Raw genomic sequence first — 23,624 nt, 5'->3', positions numbered from 1 at the left:
CGTTAAAAATTCTTGTAAATTCAAGGCTGCCGCGCCGTCCGCGCCGCGATCGCCCGTTATTACCATCTGACGATCCACCCCTGGCCCGGAAGTTGCAGCACAAGGCTCGCAAACACTCCTTTACGGACATGCGAGGGCCACCATGGATTGCAAATACCTGTACATCGACAATATAAAAATCAACTTCGTGCGCCGCACGATCGAAATCGACAACAAGGTCGTCGACGTGACGCCGCGCGAATTCGACGTCGTCGAATTCCTGCTCGACAACATGAACAAGATCGTGCCGCGGCAGGCAATCCAGGAGGCCGTGTGGGGCCGCGAGCTCGGCGTGTCGTCGCGCACGCTCGACACCCATATCTCGCGGATCCGTTCGAAGCTGCAGCTCGAACACGACAAGAATCTGCGGATCATCCCGATCTACGCGGTCGGCTATCGCCTGGTGCTGTTCGGTGCGGCGATGACGCACGTCGAGCGTCATGACGCGGCGCCGATGCAGCGCACGGCGCCGCAACCGTCGATGGCCGCCGACTACGCGTAACGCGTCACTCGCGCGCCGCCCGATCGCGGCGCGCCGGCAATGCTTCCCCACCGCGCTGCGCGGATTCGCAGCACCTCGCAACCGGCCGGCCGGACGCGGCCTGCACGCCGCCCGGCCCGCCAGCCAGCCGCACCCCAACCGCCGCCTCCGGGCGGCGGTTGCTTTTGACCGCCCGCCGTGGCAGCGCCCCGCTTCATCGCGCGCCACCGCCCTCCGCCGTCGTTCATCGCGCTTCGTAGCGCCCCGCTCCCGCCGTCTCCACGCAACGGTTGCGACTACGGATTCCGGCGCGGCACGCGGCCAGCGCCGTCCCTACAATCGACGCAGCAGCCGCGCGCCCCTCGGCGCCGCCGGCCCCAGAACAATCCGTCGAACCAACGCCGAATCCGCCCCGATCCCGCCGTGCCTGCGCTGTTCCTGACGAATGCCGACGCCGGCGACGCCGCGAACCGGGCCATGCCCGCCGCTTCCCCGCTGCCCGCCGCCGCGCCGGCCGCGGTCGCGCTCGACGCGTCGCCCTACCTGCCGCGCCTGTCCGCCGCTGCCGCGCGCGGGCTGTCGCATGCGTACTGTGCGACCGGCGCCGTCCCGGTCACGCTCGGCGAGCACGCGTACGAGGTGCGCTGGCGCGTCGACGCCGAGCCGGCCGCCGATGCGCACGCGTACCGCTTCGTCGTCGGCCCGGCGGCCGGCACGCTGTGGATCGACCCGATCGCGGAAACCGAATGGCTCGGCGATGCAGCCGACCCGGCGGTCCCGGCCGTGATCCGCGCGGCATTGCTCGCCGACCTGTGCGCGCCGCTCGCGGCGGTGCTGCAGGCCGCGACGCGGCAGCGCGTGGAACTGCTGCCGCCGCCGGCCGGCGCGCCGGCCTCGCACGCATCGCCGGCCGCGCTGCGGTTCGAGCTGCGGCGCGCCGACGCCGCGTGGCGCTGCCACGGCGCGCTGCTGTTCGACGCGCCGGATGCGCTGGCCGTGTTCTTCGCGGCCGCCCCGGCCGCGCTCGCCGACGCGCGCGCGGCCTACGCAACCCTGCCCGTGCCGCTCGTGTTCGAGATCGGCCGTACCGAGCTGACGACGGCCGAGCTGGCCGATGTCGTCGGCGGCGACATCATCGCGATCGAGCGCTGGCAGGCGCACGAGCAGAACCTGCTGTGCGTCGCGCGTCTGCCGGCCGCGCCGGCGTGGGAGATCACCGGACGGCCGTCGGGCAACCGGCTGACCGTCGAACGAATCAGGGAGATGCCTTTGGAACCGACCCGCACCGACTCGCCGCCGACGACGCACGACGCGCCGCCCGCCGACGCGCCGCGCTCGCTCGACGGCCTCGCCGTCGACCTGCGCTTCGAGCTGCCGCCCACGTCGATGCCGCTGGGCGAGCTGAGCGCGCTGCAGCCGGGCGCCGTGATCGAGCTGCAGCAAGGGATCAACCAGAGCGTGATCCATCTCGTCGCGAACGGGATGCTGATCGGCACCGGCCATCTGATCGCGGTCGGCCAGAAGCTCGGCGTGCGCGTCGTCACGCTGACGCAACCCGCGCCGCGCGAGCGCTGAACGATGGGCAATCTGCCGAATCCGGTCGCGCTGATCGCGGTGATCGCCGCGCTCGGCATCGCGCCGTTCGCGGCGTTGATGGTGACGAGCTACACGAAGCTGGTGGTCGTGCTCGGCCTGCTGCGCTCCGCGCTCGGGATCCAGCAGGTGCCGCCGAACCTCGTGCTGAACGGCATCGCGCTGATCCTGTCGCTGTTCATCATGGCGCCCGTCGGGATGTCGATCCGCGACGCGCTGCAGGCGCGCCACTTCGATGCGTCGGGGCAATTGTCGACCTCGGACATCGGCGTGCTCGCCGATGCGGCGCTACCGCCGATCAAGGATTTCTTGGTATCGCATACGCGGCAGCGCGACCGCGAATTCTTCGTGCGGACCGCGACGTCGGTCTGGCCGAAGAATCGCGCGGACGGCATCAAGGACGACGATCTGCTCGTGCTGGTGCCGAGCTTCACGCTCGCCGAACTGACGAAGGCGTTCCAGATCGGCTTCGTGATCTACATCGTGTTCATCGTCGTCGATCTGCTGGTCGCGAACATCCTGCTGGCGCTCGGGATGCAGATGATCTCGCCGACGACGATCTCGGTGCCGTTCAAGCTGCTGCTGTTCGTCGCGCTCGACGGCTGGTCGCTGCTCGTGCACGGGCTCGTGCTGTCGTATCGCGTGGCGGGTGCGGGATGAACGCGCGCCGCCTGCGAACCGTCGCCGCATGCCTGTGCGCGCTGGCCATGCTCGCGCTCGCGTGCCTGCCGTCGCGCGTCGTGCAGGCGGCAGGCGGCGGCGCCGGTTTCGCGCAACTGGCGCGCGCCTGCGCACCGAACGTCGATCCCGCGACGCTCGCCGCACTCGTGCGCACCGAGTCGGGTTTCAATCCGTATGCGATCGGCGTGGTCGGCGGGCACCTGACGCGCCAGCCCACGTCGCTCGACGAGGCGCGCGCGACGGCGCGCGAACTGTCGTCGCGCGGCTTCAGCTACAGCGTGGGCCTCGCGCAGGTGAACGAACGCAATTTCGCGAAATACGGGCTCGACGAAGCGACGATGTTCGAGCCGTGCCGCAACCTGCAGGCCGGCGGCGCGATCCTGACCGAATGCTTCGCGCGCTCGTCGGGCGCCGGCCGCGCCACGCAGGCCGCGTTGCGCGCGGCGCTGTCGTGCTACTACAGCGGCAACTTCACGACCGGTTTTTCGAGCGGCTACGTGAGCCGCGTCGTCGCGAGCGCGCAGCGCAATGCGCGCGAAGGCGGCGTCGAACCGATTCCCGTCGTGACCGACACGCCGCCGCCGGCGCGCCAGCGGCGCATGGCCGCGGCCGCCGCGACGCCGCCCGAACGCGCGCGCCGCCTGCCGTCGGCCGCCGCGTCCGCGGATGCGCCGTCGTGCCATGCGCGCCCGGTGCTGATGATGTGCCGCGGGCTGCCGGCGAACCAGGCGAAGCGGCTCTGCGTGCGGTGTCTCGATCAGTAAGTCGGCCCGCCCCCACCGCGCCCGCTCCACTTCGCCGCCGTTCGTAGCGACGCCCCGGCGGCGCGCGCGCATCGGCGTCGCGCTACGAAACGCGCTGCGTCATCGCGGTGCATGCCTTTCTACACTCCAAGCTTGATCGTAATGGCATCGTAATGCGCGCCCCGTTGAGAGCACGGCGCGACCGGGAGAAGTTTGATGCTGGATATCGACGGCGTCGGCATGGGCGCCAACTGGATGGCGTTTCTCGAGCGCACGCTCGAAGCCGAACGCGCGCAAGCGGCGGCCGAAGCCGCGCGGCAATCGGGCGATCCGTCGAAACAGCAGACCGCCACGCCCCCGCCGCCGCCGATCACGGTGCAGGTCACGCCCGATACGGACCCGTCGAAGCCGACCAATGCCGAAATCGCGTCCGCGACCTCGCTGATCCGGAGCCTCGCCGAACAATACCGGCCCAAGCCGCCCGACATCACGGTCGACGATCCGCTGACCAAAGCCGCGCAGACCGCGATCCAGGGCGCGCAGACGCAATACGACAACGCGCTGCAGGACGAGCAGGACAAGCAGACCGCGCTGACGAACGCGAAGAACGATCCGTCCACGACGAAGGACGCGCTGGCCCGCGCGCAAACCGCCTACGACGACGCGCACAAGGCCACCGCGAAGGCGGAAAAGGAACTCGACGTCACGACCGACGCCGGCTACATGATCGCGTATGCGCAGCAGGCCGATCACGACAACGAAGCGCTCGATCCGACACGCGCCGGCTCCGCGCAATCCGACGCGAATGCGGCGCTCGACCGGCTGAAAGCGGCGGTTCCCGGCATCGGCGACGATCCGACCCAGGCGTCGCAGGACAACTGGACGCCGCAGCAGAAGCAGGCCTACGACGCGTGGCAGCGGGCGGACGCGAAGCTGTCCGAAGCGAAGGCGCTGCACAACGCCGACATCGCGAACTCGAATCTCGCGCTCGCCCAGTTGCAGTCGTATGCGTCGAACGGCGATTACGCGGATGCGATGGACGCCGGCATCGCGCGTATCAACAAGCAGCTCGCGCCGCTCGAGCGCGTGATCGACGTGCCGCCGGCGCTGAAGCCCGACGAGGCGCGGACGCAACTGACGCAGAGCGCCGACGACGCGAACTATGCGAACGCGTGCCTGAATGCGGCCACCGACGCGGCGAAGGTCGCCGACATCCAGGGCACGTACAACGCGGTGTCCGGCAAGTACGGGCCGACCGTGATGAGCACGACGGTCGCCGCGCAGAAAGACCTGCTGAATCACGCGCAGGCGAGCGCGCGCGTGAGCGGCGGCTATTTGCAGATGCTGTATGCGAATCGCCAGGTCGACGAACAGCAGAAGCACTACGACGCCACGCAAAAGAGCGCGACGCAATGGCGCCGCGACCATCCCGGCGTCAAGCTGATGGATCCGCGCGCCGACCTCGGCGTCGAAGACGCCGCCACGCAACTGTCGAAGGCGAAGGATGCCGCGAGCCTCGCGCACGACGGCTATGTTGCCGCTTACGGCAACGCGCTCGCGATCCACTACGACGATCTCGCCGCCGGCGTGCAGGATCGGTACGACCACCGGACGATGTGCATCGCGAACGATCCGACGCCGCTCGAGATCAAGGGCCTGAAAACGATCGCGTCCGCGCTGCATCAGGCCGACGACCGGATGACCGTGTCCGTCAACGAGCGGGCGACGAAGCAGACGCTCGCCGATGCGCAGGCGAAGCAGCAGGAGCTGAAGATCAAGGTCGACGGGTTGCAGGCCCAGTACGACCAGTGGAACCGCGATCACGGCATCGGCCCGACGCCGAGCGTGTTCTCCATCGCGAAGCCGCAGGGCACCCCGAAGAACATTCCGTTGACGGCGCCGGTGCCGTTCGTCGTCAATCAATACGCGAAGCCGCTTGCCGATGCGCTCGCGGAACTCGATCGGGCGAACCAGGATGTCCAGCGCGCGCAACTGCTCGGCGAAACGCTGCATCAGCAGGTGCTGTTCAACGAATTCGACGCGCATCTGGACGAGCGGTTGCGCAATCCGAAGACCGAATCCGATCAGAAGGATTACGCGAAGGCGCTGTCCGACTTCTTCGGCGCGCATCGCAGCGAGCTGTCGCAGTCGCTGCTCGACAAGGCCGGCGAAGCCACCCGGCACGGCGCGACGATCGACTTCGGCAAGCTCGACGACACGCAGCAGCGCAATCTCGTCGGCGTCGCGCTCGGGCTGTCGCCGGACCACGCGACCGACGACCCGCACGCCGCGCAGTTCAGCGACGGCAAGAAGCTCGAATCGATCGACAAGGTGCGCGACGAGCTGCTGAAGGTGGGCGGCGGCGCCGGCACGCGCGTCAACGTGATGCCGATCGTCTATGCGTCGAAGGACGCCGGCCTCGTCACGAGCGCGATCTTCAAGGTCACGAACGAGAACGGCGACACGCATTACGTCGACGATCAGGGCGCGAAATATTCGAGCATCGACAACTTCATCGACGACAACTCGCTGTCGTCGGACGGCACGCTCGACATCGCGACCGGCTACGACGCGAACGGCGCCGCACGGATCGACCGGCACGACACCGCGCACGACGACAGCTGGTGGGAAAGCGTGATGCACACGTTCGGCGCCGGCGACGTGAACCTCGGGATGCTGCTCGGCGGGATCGCGCTCGAAGTCGGCGGCGGCCTGCTCGATGCGACCGTGTTCGGCGCGCCGCTCGGCGTCGCGCTCAATGCGGCCGGCACCGGGCTGATCTACACGTCGGCGGCGGCGGCCGTCGCGAACTCCGGCTACGACCTCGCCAATCGCATCCAGCACGATCGCACCATCAGCCCGCTCGACGCGCAAGCGCGCGCCGATTACCTGAACCTCGTGCCGGCCGGCGTCGGCGGCGTCGGCAAGATCGCCACGCTGCTGAACGACTCGAAGGGGCTCGCCACGTTCGTGCGGCGCGCGACGACGGTCACCGGTCTCGGCGGCGCGGCGGAAGCCGGCGTGCAGTTCGTGCACGATGCGCTGACGGGCCATACGGACCGGCTCGCCGGCGATGCGTCGTCGTTCATCCTGAATCTCGGCCTCGCGCAAGGCCACCAGAAGCTCAAGGCCGTGACGACCGGCATCGTGCGGCGCACCGGCGGCTTCGGCGGCCGCGACCTGAACAATCAGGCCGTGCAGATCGGCGACCAGACCGTGCGCATCGGCCAGAGCCGCTACACGGCGACCAACACGCTGCGGCTCGGCCGCACGCGCGCGACCATCGACGGCCGCAGCGTGACCGTGGCCGGCGACGGCACGCTGATGGTCGGCAAGCGCGTGCTGACCTACGAAGGCGTGCCGATCCGCGTATTGAGCCGCGCGAATGCGGTGAATACCGGCGCACGCGGCAAGACCGGCACCACCGCGTTCGTCGACCACGAAGGCCGCATCACGATCGCGGAGCGCGTCGACGGCTCGTGGCGCACCCTCGAGCGCACGCGCTTCAACCGCTACGACACCGATGGCCGCATCACGGCCGGCCGGGACGGCAGCCTGACGCTGTCCGACGGCATCGAGCTGCGCGCACCGAGCCAGGTCGGCACCCCGCGCGGCGCGACCCCGGCGCCCGCCGCGCCAGCGCAGGCCGCGCCGCCGCACGACGACGGCGCGCGCACGAATGCGGCTCGCGCGACCCCGTCCGCACTGCGCGCGGCAACGGACCCGACGGCGGCGGTCGCCGAGCCGGCCGCCGCGACGTCGCGCGCGACCGCGCAGGCGGGCCGCGCGTCCGCGCAGGTACGCGAACGCGCCGCCGAGAACGACCAGGATGCGCGCACCGCATCGCGCGCGGATCGCCGCAGCGGCGACGCACGGACGATCCAGTACCGGCGGGTCGCCGATCCCGCCGAAGCCGGTTCGAGCGGCCCGCTCGAACCGCTGACGTTTCGCCAGCGTGTCGCCTGGACCGTCCTCCATGCGATCGAATCGTCCCCGCTCGCGCCGGGCTTCGCCGCCCGCGATGCGGACGTCGCGGTCGCGACCGTCGGCCCGCGCGTCGAGCAGCACAGCTACGGCGGGCGCACGTTGTTCGTCGTGCGCAACGGCCGCGCGGATGCGCCCCTGACGCGCCCGGACGGCACGCCGTTGTCCGGCCACGAACTCGCGCTCGACACGCGCCACGGCCTGCCGGCGCCGTCCCGGCTCGACGAGCCGATCGTGCTCGTCGCGGAAGGTGCGGAGGCCGGGCTCGCGCCCGAACTCGCGAACGTCTGGAACCGCCCGGTTTTCGTCGCACCGCGCGGCGCGCTCGCGGCGGACGGCACGATCCGCGCGACCAGCGGCTTCCTGCGCTTCGATCCCGCGCCGCATCCGGACGTCGCGCTCGGGCCACTGCGGGCGGACGGCCTGCAGGTATTCCACGCGGACAGCGGCAAGCCCGTGGACCTGAACGAGCATCTCGGCGCGCTGCTCGGCTTCGGTGCGCACAAGGGCGGCTTCGCGCTCGGCCGGGACGCGGTCGTCGCCCTCTACGAGGATTTCAGCACGCGCGCCGAACAGCGGGCCAGTGCCGACGCCGAGCGCGCGGCGCTCGCGTTGCTGCGGCGTCGCTACGATCTCCCGACCGTCGCGATGGACGGCCCGTTTTCGCACGCCGGTCGCGTCGCGGTGCTGTACCAGCCGCGCGGCGGGCTGCATACCGGCGATGCCGGGCGCGGGCTGCTGCCGACGACGCTCGACCCCGAATCGCTGCAGACCTTGCGCACGCTGCGCGACGCGATTCAGCAGGACCGGCTCTATTTCGATCCGCAAGGCGTGTATCGCGACGGCCGGCTGCTGCTCGCGGATCCCGGCCCGATCGAGACCAACAGCGACGCGTATCGTCAGACCCTGGCGGACGTCGACGATCAGATCACGCTGCTCGAGCGCGGGATCGAGCGCGGCGACGTGAAGCTCGAGCGCCCGGACGTGCAGATGCGTGCCGGCGGCACGCCGCTGCCGAACCAGGTCAGCGCGCTCGCCGAACAGTCGGGCACGCTCGCCCAGCAGATGCGCCTGCTCGGCGGCGACCGTTCGCGCGCGAACGCCGCCGGCAAGCGTCCCGGCGGCCGCTATACGCGCAAGGCGCTCGAAGCCGAGGCGAGCCGGCAGCTCAATTCGTTCGAGGCCCGCTACGATGTCGACCTCGGCAATCGCGGCGATGCGCCGCCGCGCGATGCGGGCGATCCGCCGCACGACCGCGGGGGCCGCGACAAGCCGCGCGACGATGCGCCGCGCTCGATGCGCGAGATCCAGGCCCAGCGCGTCGCGTGGTCGCGTGCGCATGTCGAGCGCAACGCGTCGCCGTTCGGCGCCGCGACGCCGGCGCTCGATGCGCTGGAGCTCAGGCGGCGCGGCCTCGTGTCGATGGATGAAGCCGACCGTCTCGCGATCGTCCACGCCGACACGCAGCCCGACGGCACGCTGCTCGGCCCCGACGGCCGGCCGATCGATCCGCACGGCTTCTCGCTGCTGTCGGACGCGCCGTACGCGGGCCAGCGCGTGGTGATCCTGGCCGCACGGCACGCGAACGAAGGCGCGGCCGCGCAACTGGCGAACCTGTGGCAACGCCCCGTCTACGCGGTGCATCCGGACGCCGTCGGTGCAGGCGGCAGCCTGACCGATCTGTCGGGCATGAATCGCTACGTGCCGGCCGCTTACACGCAACCGGCACTCGGCGAGCTGTCGGTCACCGGCGGCCGGCTGCACGTCGCCGGCGACCCGGCGCGCCCCGTCGACCCCGCCGACCATCTCGGCCCGCTCGTCGGCTCCGGGCTCTACAAGACGGTATTCGACGGCGGCACGGGCCAGGCCATCGGCTTCTTCCGCGACACGTCGCCGGACGGCGTGGAAGTCGCGCATGAGGAGATCGGCGCCGAACAGGGCGGCCTGCGCGAACTGAAACGGCTCGGCCTGCCCGTCAGCACGGTCGACGGCCCGTTCTCGCACCTGGGCCGGGTCGGTGTCGTGTACAAGCCGGCCGCCCTTCTGAGCAGCGCCGCGATGGAGAAAGGGCTCGGCCTGCCCGGGGTGGTCCGACGCAGCGGTCTCGGCGATCTGGTGAACATTCGCAACGTCACGCAACAGCACGGGTTGCTGTACGACTTCCAGGTGCTGTTCGGCCGTCATGGCGAAGTGCTGCTGCACGATCCCGGCCAGGTCATGCACAAGGCGGACCCGGAAGGCGACGTCGTCGAGCGGATCGACGGGGTCATCGACACGGTCCAGCGTGGCATCGCGACGGGCCGCATTCGCCTCGCCCATCCCGCGTATGCCGAAAGCGGTGCGTACGCACAACGCCCGGGCATGCTCGGGCGCGTCGTGCAGCGGTTCCGCGGCCGCGTGCTGCTGATGCGCGCGCATGCGATCGCGCGGCAGTCGCCGACCTTCCGCGCGCAGATGCGGCTGGCCCGCAGCGACGGCTGGACGATCCGCGTCGGCACGCCGGGCGGCGGCCATTACGCCGATGCGCAGACACGCACGATCGTGCTCGACGGGAATACGCGCCGCGCCGGCACGCTCGTGTTCGTGTGGGGCCACGAACTGCAGCACAGCGTCGATCTCGCGACTGGCGCGCTGGCCGCCGAACACGCCAGCCCCGAAGCCGCGGTGGCCGCGCTGCTGAAGTCGGATGCGCGCGCGGAGGTCAACGCGTACACGATACGCAACGAAATCCTCGCCGCCGGCGGGCCCGACATCGCGGCCCACGCGAAGCTGCCCGACGCGCTCGCCCGGGCGACCGAGCATGCGCTGACGAGCCGCGACCCGGCCGCGCTCGACGCCCTCGCGGATACGTTCGGCGACATGCACACGTCGACGCCCGGCAATCCGACCTATCGCGACTACTACGGCGCACAGGTTCGCTCGGCCGCCGGCCGCCCCGTCGCGGCACGGCTCGCCGCGCCGGCGCGCGGCCGCCATGCGGTCGACGGCGACGCGATGAAGCACGCGCGCGCGTGGCTCGACGAGCGCGACATGCGCACGCTGACGCGCGCCGAAGGCCAGCACGCGCCCACGCTCGGGCACCTGGTGCAGCAGACCGGCACCGACACGGCCCTGCTGATCGCGCGCGCCGGCAAGCCGACGCCCGACGCGCCGCCGACGTTCGTCGCGACGGCGCACGTCGATGCGAACGGCGCGATCCTCCGCCTGCGCTTTCTCGGCAACGCGCTGAACGCCGAGGAACGGCAGGCGCTGAAGCTGGCGCTGTCGAGCGCGATGGAACGCAGCGATCCGACCGGCACCGCCGCCGCGCGCCGCGCGTTCGATTTCCATGTGTCGCCCGTCACGCACCGCGAACTGGTCGCGCTCGGCGGCCCGGCGAAGATCAAACCCGCGCGCGAAGGCGAGACGGTCGAATTCACGCGCAACGGCCGCGTGCGCGATGCGTACGTCGATGCGATCGACGCGCTGTCGAAGGCGCGGCATTTCGCACGCGCGAAGCAGGCCGTCGCGACGGCCGGCCACGCCGATACGATCTACGTCGTCGACAAGGCGACCGGCAAGATCGCCGGTCATGCGCGCTACGACTCGGCCACCGGTGTCTGGCAATACCAGGAAAACGCACCGCACACGCAGACCCACGTGAAGGAGCGTCCGCTCGCCGCCGCATACCCGCAACGCGGACGCATCCGGTTGCGGCCGAACGGCAAGCTGCACAGCGTGCCGCTCACGCGCGCACGCACGCGTGGGATGACGTTCTTCGTCAGCAGCGTCGAGCCGGCCATGCTGGCGCGGGTCGGCGACCGCTTCGACGCGCCGCGGCCACCGAAGAAGGACAAGACCGAAGTCCTGCCGCGCCGCGGCCTTCAATACGGCGGCCATGTCGCGATCAGCGGCGTGCACGGCCTGCGGCGCCGCTTCGCATCGCTGACCGGGGCGGGCGCCGCGATCGCGCTGCGCCGCGCCCGCGCGATCGCGACGCTCGGCCGCGCGTCGCCCGCGACGCGCCCGCTGCCGGCCGGCGGCACGCGCCCGCCCGCGACCGCCGCGCTGGCGCCGGCGCCCCGCACGTTCGAAGCCGGCCTGCTGCCCTCGGCGTCCGGTCATGCGCTGGATTTCAGCGGCCACAACATCGTGCACCTGCTCGGTCTCGCGAAAGCGCGCGGCCTCGTGCCCGGCAAGCATTTCATCTACGTGTATGGCGGCGGCGACCGCATCGCGTACCGGCTCGGCAAGCCGCGCGCGGTGATCACGGCCAACGCGGAAGGCGAGCTGACGTGGCACGACAACTGGCGCAAACCGGACAGCCCGGGCGTACCGCTCGAAGCGTCGCCGATCGGCGGCGGCCCGTACGGCGGCGACACCCATCTGCTGCTGACCGAACTCGCGCCGGATGCGCTGGTGGAACACGCGCGCGGCACGCGGCTCAAGACGCTCGAGACCCGCCTCGCGGACGTCGACGCACTCGCCAAGGACCCGTCGCCGGCAACGTCCGACGCGCGGCGCAACTGGGGCGCGGCCGAGGCGCGGCGGCTGCGGTCGCAACGCAACGCGGCGCTGCAGGCGATCCGCCGCGCGAACGCCGCGGCCGCGCGCAACGGGCAGGCGGCATCGGCCCATCCGGTGCTCGACGTGCGGACCTATCAACCGTCGCTCGTCAGCACGACGCAGGTCGAATCGCTGCAGCGCTATGGCGACGGCAACGCGTCGGCCCTGCTCGCGCACTACGACCGGATCGATGCGCTCGTGCAGCGCGCGCGCGATCCGCGCGCCGCGCCGCTCGAAGTGGACGATGCGGTCGACGGCGTACCGCCGGCGATCATGGCCGACGCACAGGCGTTGCGCGACACCGGCATGCCGCTGTACGTCGCGCGAGACTGGTCGGGCGGCGGCTCGCGCTATGCGCCGATTCCGCTCAGAAAAAAGGTGCTGAGCCGTTTCAGCACCGCGCTCGCGACCGATCGCGCGCTGCGCCGCCGGCTCCTCGCCGCCGATCCCGCGTACCAGCAGCGCGTCGTGCCGATGAGCCGCGCGTTCCGGCTTTCCGACGATCCCGCGACGTTCGTCGCGCAGATCGAAAGGCACGGCGGCGTGATGGCGGCCGTGACGGTCGTGATCGATCCGCACACGCTCGCGGCCACGCGCGGCGCGAAGCACGACCCCGCCGTCGTGCACGACGCGAAGTCGATCGGCGACCACCGGGACGCGACGATCGACTACTGGACCGGCACGATCGCCGGCGCGAACGGCAAGTCGATGCGTATCGACGATCTGGCCGAGCAATACGTGCACGACTGGCTCGACGCGTCGTCGAAGGCCGGTTTCCTGCTGCGCTTCGAAATGGCGCCGGCGCGGGCGCTGGTGTCGTCCGTCGACCACCGGCACCAGCCCGGCCCCAACACCGGCTATCACGACCACGCGCGGCTCGGCGCGCTGCTCGAATCGTGGAACCGGAAGCACCTCGGCCAGCCGGCGCCGCACGTGATGGTGACGTTCCACGGCTGGGACACCGTGCCGGAGCCCGCATCCGGCGCGAGCCATCTGGAGCTCGCGAAATCGCTGCTCGACCATCCGGCACTGCCGTGGGTTCATGTCGGGTTATCGTACGCGACGCATGGCTCGGACTTCGTCGCGAACCAGGAACTGACGACCGCGCTCGCGACGCTGCTCGTCGAGCGCGCCCGGGCGAACGACCCGACGCTCGCACGGCTGCACGGTGCCGACGCGCTGACACGCGTGTACGACCGCGTCGACCGCACGACGCTGATGAACCAGCACAGCCTGCTGCTCGCGGAAGTCGACCGCATCGGCCGGGCGCGCGGCATGTCGCCTGCGCGGATCGCGGCGTTGCGCCAGCAACTGTACGAAGGCAACACCTCGCAACTGCTGCATCGCGCCCGCTATGCGACGTCGCGCTTCGCGGTCGACCAATGGGCCGCCGACCCGCGCCGTGCGCCCGCGGCCAGCGATGCCGCCCGGATGTTCACCGAACGGTGGCTCGCCGATGTCGGCGCGCGGCTCGCGGCGCCCGAACAGCTCGTCACGACGGACGGCGGCGGCACCGGCGTCGAGCCGCTGCAGGCCTGGCGCGAAGCCGTCCTCGCGCCGGCCCTCGTCGCCGCCGATACGCAACCGATCAGCGAAAGCCGGCTCGTCAGCGCGCAGACGAACGAACCGATGCGTCCCGACGATCCGCTCGCCGCGGCCGCGGAACTGCATGCGCTGCGCCTGCATCAGCCGGACAGCTGGATCGCCGCGCTGCTGAACGGCAAGAACCTGATGTCGATCGCCATCGGCGCGGCGGCCGGCTTCGCGGTCCATCACTTCGGCCTGACGCCGGACAAATTCAAGCAGGCCGCGAACGCGGCGTTCGTCGGCGTGCGGACCGGCCGGCTCGTGCAGGCCGTGCACCAGGACACCGTGCGCGCGCTGCAAAGCGGCGACCCGCGGCTGTTCGACCGCGTGATCGACCGCTTCGTCGACGGCCTGAACAATCAGCTCGATGCGCACCAGATGCATGCCGAGCAGCGCAACGCGTCGCTGATCCTGCTCGCGGAAAGCGCGCGCGCGAAGATCCATCTCCAGCTGGCATTGCACAAGGCCGCATCGCTGCCCGCGGACAAGACGCTCGAGTACACGAAGATGATCGCCAACGACATGCTCCAGCAGATGCAGGGCGTGCTCGCGGGCACCTCGATCCAGCAGCTGCATTACGGGAATCCGCGCCGCTTCATGGGCAAGGCCGGACGGGCCGCCGCGATCGCCGGCTATGCGAGCCTCGGCGAGCTGTCGCTGCATGCGCTGCTGCAGAATCCGTCGGTGGTGCCCGCGCTGGGCGCGGCCGGTGCGCTGCTCGGCATCACGTACACCGGCCTCGTGCAGGGCAGTGCTTTCGCACACCTGAGCATCGAGCGGCGCAGCCGCGTCGTGCGCGGCATCGACCTGATGTCGGATCTCGCGAGCATCGCCGGCGGCGCGATCGCGCCGTTCGTCGGCCCGCATCCCGCGATCCACTCGGACTTGCCGATCGCGATTTCGTCGCTGTCGTCCGCGACGCTGCTCGCACTCGCGCGTATCGATACGCACTTCCCGAACCTGCCGAAGCGGCTCACCGGCTCGATCCCGACTTCGCTCATGGTCGCGCCGATTCTGATCTACGTCGGCAAGTGGATCTACACCGCGTTCGAGGACGACGACGGCAAGCCGCCGCCATCCGGCACGCAGCAGCCGGGCGGCGGCTCGACCCAGCACGCCGTCGCGCCGTCGCCGTCCGCCACGCCGGGGCAGCCAGCGCCTGTCACGCACGCGCCGCAGCCGAGTGCCCCGCCATCGCCGTCGGCGAGCGCCACGCCGTCCCAACCGCAACCGTCGCCGCCGGGCACGCCGTCGAACCCGCCTTCGCCGTCGAACGCCGCGCAGCCCTATATCGTCGTCGACGGCGATTCGCTGTGGGTGATCGCGGACCAGCATCGCCAGTCGCTGCTCGATGCCGCGCACGTGTCGCGCGCCGACCAGCAGGCGATGACGCGCGGCGAGCAGGATGCGCGTGCGCTCAACGAGATCCTGCAGCTCAATCCGTCGGCCGCGCGCGATCCCGCGCACCTGCCCATCGGCACGCCTCTGGTGGTCGGATGAGGGCCGGCCCGCCGCGCGCCACGTGCGGCGGGCGCGACCCTGCCGTCACCCCGCGCGCTGCGCCTCCAGCCACGCCTGGAACATCAGCACCGTCCACAACGGGTGCTGCCAGTTCATCCGGCCCGTCTGGTGCTGGCGCCACAGCCGCTCGATCGCCGCCGCATCGAAGAAGCCTTCGTCGCGCAAGCGCGACGGCCGCAGCAGCGCCTCGGCCCAGTCGCGCAGCGCGCCGCGCAGCCAATGGTCGACGGGCGCGCAGAAGCCCTGCTTCGGCCGGTCGATCAGCGCGGACGGCACGTACCGGTCGAGCAGCCGGCGCAGCAGCGCCTTCGACTGCCCTTCCGGCAAGCGCACCGATGCCGGCACGCGCCACGCGAATTCGACGACGTGATGGTCGAGGAACGGCATGCGCGTCTCGAGGCTCACGGCCATCGCCGCGCGATCGACCTTCGCGAGAATGTCGGTCGGCAGGTACGTGAGCGTGTCGATCGCCATCGCCTGCTCGGCGAAGCTCAGGTGCGCCGGCCACGCGGACACCGTGTCGAGCGGCGTCGGCGGCTCCTGCCCCGTCAACGCGATACGCTCGGGATGATGCACCGACGACATCAGCAGCCGGTACAGCCCGATGCGGCTCTCCGCCGTCATCACATGGCCGAGCTTGTGCAGGCGATCGCCGATGCGCGACGACGATTCGCGCGCCTCCACGCCGCCGCCCCACGCGCCCTGCGCGACGGCCGCGAGCTGGTCCGCATGATCGGGCCGCAGCGCATGCAACGCGGCGGCGATCCGCGCGCGCACGACGGCCGGCACGCGATGCAGCTTGCGCCACAGGCGCGGCGTGAGGAAGTAGCGCGTATAGCCGCCGAACAGCTCGTCGCCGCCGTCGCCGGACAGGCTCACCGTCACGTGCCGGCGCGTCAGTTCGGAGACGAGAAAGGTCGGGATCTGCGACGCATCGGAGAACGGCTCGTCGTAGATCGACGGCAGCTTCGGCACGACGCCGAGCGCATGGTCGGCCGTCACGTAAAGCTCGGTATGGCGCGTGCCGAGATGGCGCGCGACGGCCTTCGCGTAACCGGCTTCGTCGTAGCCGGCCTCGTGAAAGCCGATCGTGAACGTGTCGACCGGCGTCGCCGATTGCGCCTGCATCAGCGCGACGATCGTCGACGAATCGATGCCGCCCGACAGGAACGCGCCGAGCGGCACGTCGGCTTCCATCTGCCGCGCGACGGCCTGGCGCAGGACCGTGTCGAGCTCGCCGACGGCTTCGTCGGGGCTGCCCTCGAACGGCTGCGCGCGGCCCGCCTCGATCGCCTGTTCGAGCGTCCAGTACGCCCGCACGCGCGGCGTGTCGCGCGCATGTTCGAACTGGATGTACGTGCCGGGCGGCAGCTTGCGGATGCCGCGATAGATCGTGTAAGGCGCGGGCACGCTCGACTGGCGCAGGTACAGGCACAGCGCGTCGCGGTCGACCGCGCCGTCGAAGCCCGGATAGCCGCGCAGCGCCTTCAGCTCGGACGCGAACACGAGCGCGTCGCCGACCCGGCCGTAGTAGAGCGGCTTCTCGCCGATCCGGTCGCGCGCGAGCGTCAGCACCCGCGACGCGCGATTCCATAGCGCGAACGCGAACATGCCGGTCGCGCGGCGCAACGTGGCCTCGACGCCCCACGCGACGATCGCCGCGATCAGCACCTCGCTGTCGGAGTGGCCGCGCCACGCCGGTGCGCGCCCCGCGCGCTCGAGCTCCGCGCGCAGTTCGCGATGGTTGTAGATTTCGCCGTTGAAGACGAGGACATAGCGGCCGCACGCGGAAGCCATCGGCTGCCGGCCATGCACCGACAGGTCGACGATCGCGAGCCGCCGGTGGCCGAGCGCGATGCCGGCTTCCGGGTCGACCCAGATGCCCTGCCCGTCCGGCCCGCGATGCGCGAGGCTCGCCGTCATTCGCGCGAGCGTGCCGCGCGCTGTCTCCTCATCGAAGGCGACGCTATTCAGAAAGCCGTCGATTCCGCACATTGATTTGTCTGCCCCTGTTGACCTGTTCCGTCACGCGCGGCGCAACCTCGCGGCCCGCCGTCGGGCATGACGGTCGAGCCATATTACGAAGAAATAAATCAGCAATAATTCACCAGTGAATGTTGGCGGAATTCGGAAAAAAATAGGCGTCAAGCGCCGTGTGCACATGGCGGCGCGACGGGGCCATATCGAATCGGCCGGTCGCCCGGCGGATACTGGCGAATCGAAAAAAGGGCCGCATACCGACGGGGATGCCGCCCTTCGTCAACCCGCGCCGGTCGCCCATTTCAGCAACTGAGCGACCTCGCGGAAATGCTGCGGCTGGATCGTGCCGTTCTCGGGCGTCGTCTCGTACAGCGCCTGCGCGAGCCCGACGTTCGCGAGCGTCGGGCGCAGCGCGTCGCGGGCCAGCCGCACGATCCGCTCGGCCGCGTCGCCCTCGCCGCGCGCGAGCACCCACGGCAGCGAGCCGATCCCGCCATAGTAGAGCGCGACCGCGACACGCGGCGAATAGACGACCACCGACGCATAGCCGATCCGGTCGGGCAGCGACGCGAACTGCACTTCGCGCGCGAGCTGACGGCGCTTCGCCTGGATGTGCGGATCGCCTTCGTCCTCCTTGTGCTCGCGCCGCACTTCGTCGATCGACATCTTCATCTTCTGGTTGAACTCGTGCCGCTGGTGCACGATGTCGATCAGCGCCATCACGATGTAGATCAGCGCCGCCCAGCCGAACAGCAGCATCAGCAGCTTCACGATCAGCGCGAGGATCGAGACCGGCCGCGTGAAGCCCGACTGCACGGACGGGTCGAGCGACTCGACGATCAGCCAGCCGAGCGTCGCGACGAGCAGCGCCGTCTTCAGCAGCATCTTCGCGAGGTTGACGAGGTTGCGCAGCGACCACAGGTTCTTCATCCCCTCGGCCGGATTGAGCCGCGACAATTGCGGCACGAGGCGGCTCCACGCCATCACGCCGCCCACCTGCACGAAGCCCGCGAGCAATCCGGCCAGCAGGCCGGCGGCGGCGATCTGCGCGGACAGCGTCGCCCAGTCGCGCGCGGCGCCATCGATCAGCACCGCGAGCCGCGCGGACGGATCGGCCGCGCCGACCGCGTCGAACACGAGCCGGAACAGCGCCTGCAATCGCGCGAACAGCGAGCCGATGCCCACCGCGAGCGCCACGCACACGCCGACGAAGAACGCGGACGAAACCGTTTCCGCGCTCTTCGGCACGTCGCCTTTCTCGCGCGCCTCGCGCAAGCGTTTCGCGGTCGGTTTCTGGTCCTTTTCGGCCATGTCGGCTCCGGCGCGCTCAGCCGCCGCCGTGCGCGGCGAACAGCGCGCGCAGCAACGCCATCAATCCGCTGTCGGGGCTCAGCAGCGAATGCAGCGACGCGTACACCACCGGCAGGAACAGGATCATCATCAGCACCGCGAGCGCGCTCTTCAGCGGCTGCGAGAACACGAAGATGTTGAGCTGCGGCACCGCGCGGCCGACCAGGCCGATGCCGAGCTCGACGAGCACCAGCACGATCGTGACCGGCGCGGCGAGCTTCACCATCCATTCGAAGATCGTGTCGGTCTGCCGCACGATGAAGGTCTGCAGCATCGACGAGAAATCGGGGCCGAGCGAGCCGATCGGCCACCATGCGTACGACTGCGCGAACAGCTGCACGAGCACCTGCAACCCGCCCGCCGTGACGAACAGCGCGATCGCGACGAAATTCAGGAATCCCGAGGTCGGGCCGCCCTCGTGCCCGCCCATCGGATCGAAGAAGGCGGCGCTGCCGCTGCCGGTCTGGAAGTCGATCAGGTAGCCGACGCCCTGGATCGCGAACAGCACCGCGCTGAACGCGCCCGCGAGCAGCATGCCGACCATCGCCTCCTTCGCGACGAGCACGCACCACATCAGGAACGGCAGCGCGGCCACCTGCGCGGCATCGATCGTCGGCGCGACGAACGCCGCGATCACGACCGCGATCCCGTTGCGCACGAGGCCCGTGACGATCTGTTCGTTGAACACCGGCACGACGAACATGATCGGCAGCAGGCGCGGCATCACGTAGAGCAGCGGCCGCAGCATGCCGGCGACGTCGTTGAAGCCCGCGGCCTGGTCTAGCATCGGCGCTCCGCGGCGGCGGGCGGGGCGGGATCGTCGGGCGCGGCGCCCGCTTCGGCGTCGGCTTCTGCGGCGCTATCGGCGCCCGTTTCCGTTTCGGTCATTGCCGCATCGAACGCGGCGGCAGCCCCCGGCGGCGTGGACGCATGGCCCGACGCATGGCCCGACGCATCGCCCGCGCCGGCCAACCAAGTGCCGCCCGTCGCGAAGCGCCGCACCGCGTAGCCGTCCGCGACTTCGTCGGCATCGCGCTCGACCCGCGCGGCGCGCGCGTGCAGCGCCTTCTCGCCGGCCTTCTCCAGCTTGTCCTCGGCGGCCTTCGCCTTGCGCGCGGCGCGCTGCAGGTCGGCGAGCGTCGCCTCGTGACCGCGATGCACGTGCGCGGCCTCGCTCACCGACGCGTTCGCGGTGCCGATATGGCGGTCGAACGTGCGCGTATCGGCCGCCGCGTTCTGCAACGCACGCGCTTCGCGCACGTCGTCGGCCAGGCGCGCCTGGATCGCCGCCTTCGCCGCGACCTGCTGCGCGAGCTGCGCCTGCGCGGCCGCCAGCGCGCGCCGGCTCTGCGCGGCAATGCCCTGCTGGCGCGCGGCCGCGACGCGCGCGATCTGGCTGCGCATCTCGCGCACGCGCTTGAGGCGGGCGAGCGTCGCGAGCACGAGGCGGTCGTCGGCTTCAGACATGATCGTTCGCCAGCTTCGTCAGCTTCGCGAGCAGCGTGTCGAAGCGCACGTCCTCGTCCGACGCCTGCGCGCAGAACGCGCCGATCGCATCGCGTGCGCGCAGCGCGAGATCGCCAAGCCGGTCGCTGCCTTCGCGATACTCGCCGATCTGCACGAGCAGCTCGATTTCCTGGTACTTCGCGATCAGCTCGCGCACGCGCGCGGCCGCATGCTGATGCGCGCGGCTCGCGACGAGCGGCATCACGCGCGACAGGCTCGCGAGCACGTCGATCGCCGGATAGCGGTTCGCGAGCGCGATCTTGCGCGACAGCACGATATGGCCGTCGAGGATCGAGCGCACTTCCTCGGCGATCGGGTCCGACTCCTCGTCGCCTTCGACGAGCACCGTATAGAGCGCGGTGATCGACCCGTGCGCGCCCTGCCCCGCGCGTTCGAGCAGGCGCGGCAGCACCGCGAAGGTCGACGGCGGAAAGCTGCGCCGCGTCGGCGGCTCGCCGCTCGCGAGGCCGACCTCGCGCTGCGCGCGTGCGAATCGCGTCAGCGAATCGACCAGCAGCAGCACGCGCTTGCCCGCATCGCGGAAGTGCTCGGCGATCGCGGTCGCGACCAGCGCGGATTTCACGCGCTCCATCGCCGGGCGATCCGACGTCGACACGACGACGATCGATCGCGCGCGCACCTCGGGCGACAGGCTGTGCTCGATGAATTCGCGCACCTCGCGGCCGCGTTCCCCAACCAGCGCGATCACGTTCACGTCGGCCTGCGCGCCGCGCGCGATCATCCCGAGCAGCGTGCTCTTGCCCACGCCCGACGGCGCGAAGATGCCGACGCGCTGCCCGATGCCGAGCGTCATCAGGCCGTCGATCACGCGCACGCCGGTCGGAAACGGCGTGTCGATCATCTTGCGCGCGAGCGGGTTCGGCGGATCCTGCTGCGTCGACACCCACGCGGCGCCCGTCACCGGCCCGCGATCGTCGAGCGGCCGGCCGAGCCCGTCGAGCACGCGGCCGAACAGCCCTTCGCTCACCGGAAATACATGCTCGCGCCCGGACGGCACGACGGTCGTCTCCGGCGACAGTCCCGCCACGTCGCCGAGCGGCGTCAGCAGCGTCGTCTGCCGCGAGAAGCCGACCACCTCCGCGAGCAGCGTCGGCTGGTTCGGCGTGCGCAGCTCGCAGATTTCGCCGAGCCGCGCTCGAATGCCCGTCGCATTCAATATCTGCCCGACCGCGTGATTGACGCGGCCCTGCACCGACACCGGCGAGAAAAACGCAAGCCCCGCGTCGAGCTCGCCGACGAGGCGGCCGCGATCGAACGGCACGCCGTCGTCGTCGCCGCTGCCGAACGGCTGCGTATCGTCGAGCGGCGCGTTCATCGCGCGGCGCCCTTCAGCGCGTCGCGGCGGATCGCCTGACGCAACGCGTCGATCTGCAGGTCGAGGCTCGCGTCGATGCGCCCGGACGGCGTCTCGACCGTGCATGCGTGGCGTTCGAGCTGCGCGTCCTCGACGATGCGGATCTTCTGCCGGTTCGACTGCCCCGCGAATGCGCCGCCGAGCGCGTCGCGCATCTCCTCCGTGCGGCCGGGCGCGACGCGCACGATCAGGAACGCCTCGTCGCGCACGAGCGGCGCGATCCGCGCGAGCGCGGCCTCGTACAGCTTCTGCGTGCTCATCTCGCCGACGATCGCGCGCACGGCTTTCACGACGATATCGGCCATCGCGTCCTTCATCGTCTCCATCGTGCGCGTGGCGGCGAGCGCCTGCGTGTACGCCTGCGCGGCCTGCTCGCGCTGCGCGCGGCGCATGCCTTCGTCGTAGCCGGCTGCCTGGCGCTTGTCGAATTCGCGCTGCGCGTCGGCGACGATGCGCGCCGCCTCTTCATGCGCGGTCGCGATCACCGCCGACGCGTCGAGCAGCGCCGCGTATTCGCGCTCCTTGAGCACCTTGCGCTCCGACAGCAGTTGCAGGTTGTCGCTCGTGATCAGAAAAGCCAGTCCCATGACGCGAGCCTCTCGGGAATCAGAAACAGGAACATCAGTTCGCCGAACTGGTCGCGCTGCGCGCGGTTCAGCCAGTACGGCGCTTCGTCGTCGATCGCGCGGTTGAATTTCAGGCGTACGCGCCGCGCCACCGCGTCGCCGGCCACGCCGATGAAATCCGCGAGCAGCCGGCCGCCGCGCGCGCGGATCACGGCCGGCAGCGCGGCGGGATCGGCACGCCACGGTTCGAGCGTTTCGGCGAGCGCGCCGAATTCCGGCGCGCGTTCGAGCGCGAGTTCGAGCGCATCGCCGCCGAGCCGCGCCGCGACTTCCGCGCGGATGCGCCGCCCGGCCAGCGCGTCGCGCAGCCATGCGCGGTGCAGCAGCAGCCCCGCATACGCGGCCAGTTGCTCGAGCGCCGCGCCCGGCAGCAGCGCGAGCCGCGCGCACGGATTCGCCACGGCGAAGTCGTGGCGGTCGGCCACGCCGTTGACGTCGAGCAGATGGCGCGCCAGCAGCTTGCGGCCGGCCGCGCCGAACGCGTCCGGCGAACGGTAGCGCGCGGGCCACTCGGCCGGCACGCGCGTCACGTGCAGATAGCGGTCGGGCCGCAGGTTGAAGTCGCAGACCAGCGCATGAAACGCGGCAGCGCGCGCGGCGGGCGGCGGCGCAAGCGGCTGCAGCCACGGCAGCAGCGCCGCCTCGGCCGCATCGCCTGACGCCGGCGCGTGCGGATCGCTCATGCGCCGTCGCGCGCGCCGTCCGGCGTACGCAGCCCGCCGCCTGCCTGCTGCGCGGCCGCGCCGCCGCCCCCGTTCGCGCCGCGCGGCGCGCCGAGCAGGCCCGCGAGCCGCGCACCGAACATCCCGCGCCGGGCGGCCGACAGCGCGATCACCGCGCAGGTCAGCAGGATCAGCGCGAACACGAGCCAGCCGAGCGGCGAGCGCAATCGCAGGATGTCCGACACCGCGCTGCCGATTCCGTCCACGCGCGTCGCCCGTGCGGCGGCCGGCTGCAGGAACAGCGACACGTTGTCGTACTGCAGCCCCTCGATGCTGTGCGCGACGAGATCCTTGACCATCGGCGCCATCGCGCGCAGGTCGACGCCCTGCCGGTAACGGATGTACACCGCGGCCGACGACGGCTTGATCTTGTCCGCGAGCGGATCGTTCTCCGGAATCACGACCTGCACGCGCGCGACCACCACGCCCTCGATGTCCTGCAGCGTGCGCGACAGATCCTGCGACACGCCGTACAGGTAGCGCACGCGCTCCTCGGCCGGCGTCGATACGAGGCCCTGCTTCTGGAACAGCTCGCCGAGGCTCGCGTAGCTCGGCTTCGGCAGCCCGTTCGCCTGCAATACCGTGAGCGCCGCCTGCATGTCGCCGTCCGCGACGCTCACGAGCCACGCGTTGCGGTCCGACGTGTCGCGCGCGTCGTTGTCCTTCGACGCGCTGATGCCCGCGTCGCCGAGCACCGCGACCATCTGGTTCGCGTCGCGCTCCGACAGGCCCGAGTACAGCTCCTTCTGGCACCCGGCCAACAGCACGAGCAGCCCCGCGAGCAGCGCGCGCGCCGCCCGGCTGCGCCACGCATGCGTGCGCGGCGTCGAATCGATCGTCGTCATCGTTTGTCCGCTTCAGGGCGCGTGGAGGCGCATGGCCGCCACGCGC

General features: G+C 70.9%; 13 protein-coding genes. 5 read left to right on the top strand and 8 right to left on the bottom strand.

What is annotated here, in order from left to right:
- The first annotated feature begins 142 nt into the window (after nucleotides 1-142).
- The 5 genes from WS61_RS19820 to WS61_RS35265 all read left to right on the top strand — a co-directional run bounded on the left by WS61_RS19820 (nucleotide 143) and on the right by WS61_RS35265 (nucleotide 15,153).
- Nucleotides 143-541, top strand: a complete 399-nt coding sequence (locus WS61_RS19820) for a winged helix-turn-helix domain-containing protein (RefSeq protein WP_059502623.1) — start codon at nucleotides 143-145, stop codon at nucleotides 539-541.
- A 402-nt stretch (nucleotides 542-943) separates the two neighbouring features.
- Entirely contained in the window at nucleotides 944-2,095 is a 1,152-nt protein-coding gene (gene sctQ, locus WS61_RS19815) for a type III secretion system cytoplasmic ring protein SctQ (RefSeq protein WP_059502621.1), read from the top strand.
- A gap of 3 nt (nucleotides 2,096-2,098) precedes the next feature.
- Entirely contained in the window at nucleotides 2,099-2,773 is a 675-nt protein-coding gene (sctR, locus tag WS61_RS19810) for a type III secretion system export apparatus subunit SctR (protein ID WP_059502619.1), read from the top strand.
- On the top strand, nucleotides 2,770-3,558 hold the full coding sequence (locus WS61_RS19805) for a lytic transglycosylase domain-containing protein (RefSeq protein WP_059502617.1): 789 nt from the start codon (nucleotides 2,770-2,772) through the stop codon (nucleotides 3,556-3,558). The genes sctR and WS61_RS19805 overlap by 4 nt, the downstream gene beginning before the upstream one ends.
- A 195-nt stretch (nucleotides 3,559-3,753) precedes the next feature.
- A complete protein-coding gene (locus tag WS61_RS35265; protein ID WP_059502615.1) occupies nucleotides 3,754-15,153 on the top strand; it encodes an LWXIA domain-containing protein in 11,400 nt (3,799 codons plus the stop codon).
- 45 nt (nucleotides 15,154-15,198) lie between these two features.
- On the opposite strand, the gene asnB is transcribed toward WS61_RS35265, so the two are convergent.
- The 8 genes from asnB to sctJ form a co-directional block, all read right to left on the bottom strand.
- Entirely contained in the window at nucleotides 15,199-17,169 is a 1,971-nt protein-coding gene (gene asnB, locus WS61_RS19795; RefSeq protein ID WP_059502613.1) for an asparagine synthase (glutamine-hydrolyzing), read from the bottom strand.
- A 264-nt stretch (nucleotides 17,170-17,433) separates the two neighbouring features.
- A complete protein-coding gene (locus WS61_RS19790) occupies nucleotides 17,434-18,465 on the bottom strand; it encodes an EscU/YscU/HrcU family type III secretion system export apparatus switch protein (RefSeq protein WP_059502611.1) in 1,032 nt (343 codons plus the stop codon).
- 16 nt (nucleotides 18,466-18,481) lie between these two features.
- The gene (gene sctT / locus WS61_RS19785; RefSeq protein ID WP_059502609.1) at nucleotides 18,482-19,291 is read right to left on the bottom strand and encodes a type III secretion system export apparatus subunit SctT; all 810 of its coding nucleotides are present in this window, start codon (nucleotides 19,289-19,291) and stop codon (nucleotides 18,482-18,484) included.
- Nucleotides 19,285-19,971, bottom strand: a complete 687-nt coding sequence (locus WS61_RS19780) for a hypothetical protein (protein WP_059502608.1) — start codon at nucleotides 19,969-19,971, stop codon at nucleotides 19,285-19,287. The genes sctT and WS61_RS19780 overlap by 7 nt, the downstream gene beginning before the upstream one ends.
- The gene (gene sctN / locus WS61_RS19775) at nucleotides 19,964-21,346 is read right to left on the bottom strand and encodes a type III secretion system ATPase SctN (RefSeq protein ID WP_059502605.1); all 1,383 of its coding nucleotides are present in this window, start codon (nucleotides 21,344-21,346) and stop codon (nucleotides 19,964-19,966) included. Before sctN ends, WS61_RS19780 begins: the two co-directional genes overlap by 8 nt.
- Nucleotides 21,343-21,972 (bottom strand): type III secretion system stator protein SctL, encoded by a 630-nt coding sequence (gene sctL, locus WS61_RS19770; RefSeq protein ID WP_059502604.1) that lies wholly within the window; start codon nucleotides 21,970-21,972, stop codon nucleotides 21,343-21,345. Before sctL ends, sctN begins: the two co-directional genes overlap by 4 nt.
- A complete protein-coding gene (locus WS61_RS19765) occupies nucleotides 21,954-22,694 on the bottom strand; it encodes a SctK family type III secretion system sorting platform protein (protein ID WP_059502601.1) in 741 nt (246 codons plus the stop codon). Before WS61_RS19765 ends, sctL begins: the two co-directional genes overlap by 19 nt.
- Complete coding sequence (gene sctJ, locus WS61_RS19760) at nucleotides 22,691-23,578, bottom strand: type III secretion system inner membrane ring lipoprotein SctJ (protein ID WP_034204428.1); 888 nt, start codon at nucleotides 23,576-23,578, stop codon at nucleotides 22,691-22,693. The genes WS61_RS19765 and sctJ overlap by 4 nt, the downstream gene beginning before the upstream one ends.
- Between the last annotated feature and the right edge of the window lie 46 nt (nucleotides 23,579-23,624).

Origin of the sequence: Burkholderia sp. ABCPW 11, assembly GCF_001523445.1 — a bacterium.
In the GTDB taxonomy this organism is placed as follows: Bacteria; Pseudomonadota; Gammaproteobacteria; order Burkholderiales; family Burkholderiaceae; genus Burkholderia.
Note: the sequence above shows the minus strand (reverse complement) of the source record. Positions and strands in the feature narration are given on the sequence as shown.

What these genes read in the sequence shown, in the direction of transcription:
- WS61_RS35265 (WP_059502615.1), top strand. Translation starts at nt 3,754, where the DNA reads ATGCTGGATATCGACGGCGTCGGCATGGGCGCCAACTGGATGGCGTTT.
- WS61_RS19820 (WP_059502623.1), top strand. Translation starts at nt 143, where the DNA reads ATGGATTGCAAATACCTGTACATCGACAATATAAAAATCAACTTCGTG.
- sctN (WP_059502605.1), bottom strand. Translation starts at nt 21,346, where the DNA reads ATGAACGCGCCGCTCGACGATACGCAGCCGTTCGGCAGCGGCGACGAC.
- sctR (WP_059502619.1), top strand. Translation starts at nt 2,099, where the DNA reads ATGGGCAATCTGCCGAATCCGGTCGCGCTGATCGCGGTGATCGCCGCG.
- asnB (WP_059502613.1), bottom strand. Translation starts at nt 17,169, where the DNA reads ATGTGCGGAATCGACGGCTTTCTGAATAGCGTCGCCTTCGATGAGGAG.
- WS61_RS19805 (WP_059502617.1), top strand. Translation starts at nt 2,770, where the DNA reads ATGAACGCGCGCCGCCTGCGAACCGTCGCCGCATGCCTGTGCGCGCTG.
- sctJ (WP_034204428.1), bottom strand. Translation starts at nt 23,578, where the DNA reads ATGACGACGATCGATTCGACGCCGCGCACGCATGCGTGGCGCAGCCGG.
- WS61_RS19765 (WP_059502601.1), bottom strand. Translation starts at nt 22,694, where the DNA reads ATGAGCGATCCGCACGCGCCGGCGTCAGGCGATGCGGCCGAGGCGGCG.
- WS61_RS19790 (WP_059502611.1), bottom strand. Translation starts at nt 18,465, where the DNA reads ATGGCCGAAAAGGACCAGAAACCGACCGCGAAACGCTTGCGCGAGGCG.
- WS61_RS19780 (WP_059502608.1), bottom strand. Translation starts at nt 19,971, where the DNA reads ATGTCTGAAGCCGACGACCGCCTCGTGCTCGCGACGCTCGCCCGCCTC.
- sctT (WP_059502609.1), bottom strand. Translation starts at nt 19,291, where the DNA reads ATGCTAGACCAGGCCGCGGGCTTCAACGACGTCGCCGGCATGCTGCGG.
- sctL (WP_059502604.1), bottom strand. Translation starts at nt 21,972, where the DNA reads ATGGGACTGGCTTTTCTGATCACGAGCGACAACCTGCAACTGCTGTCG.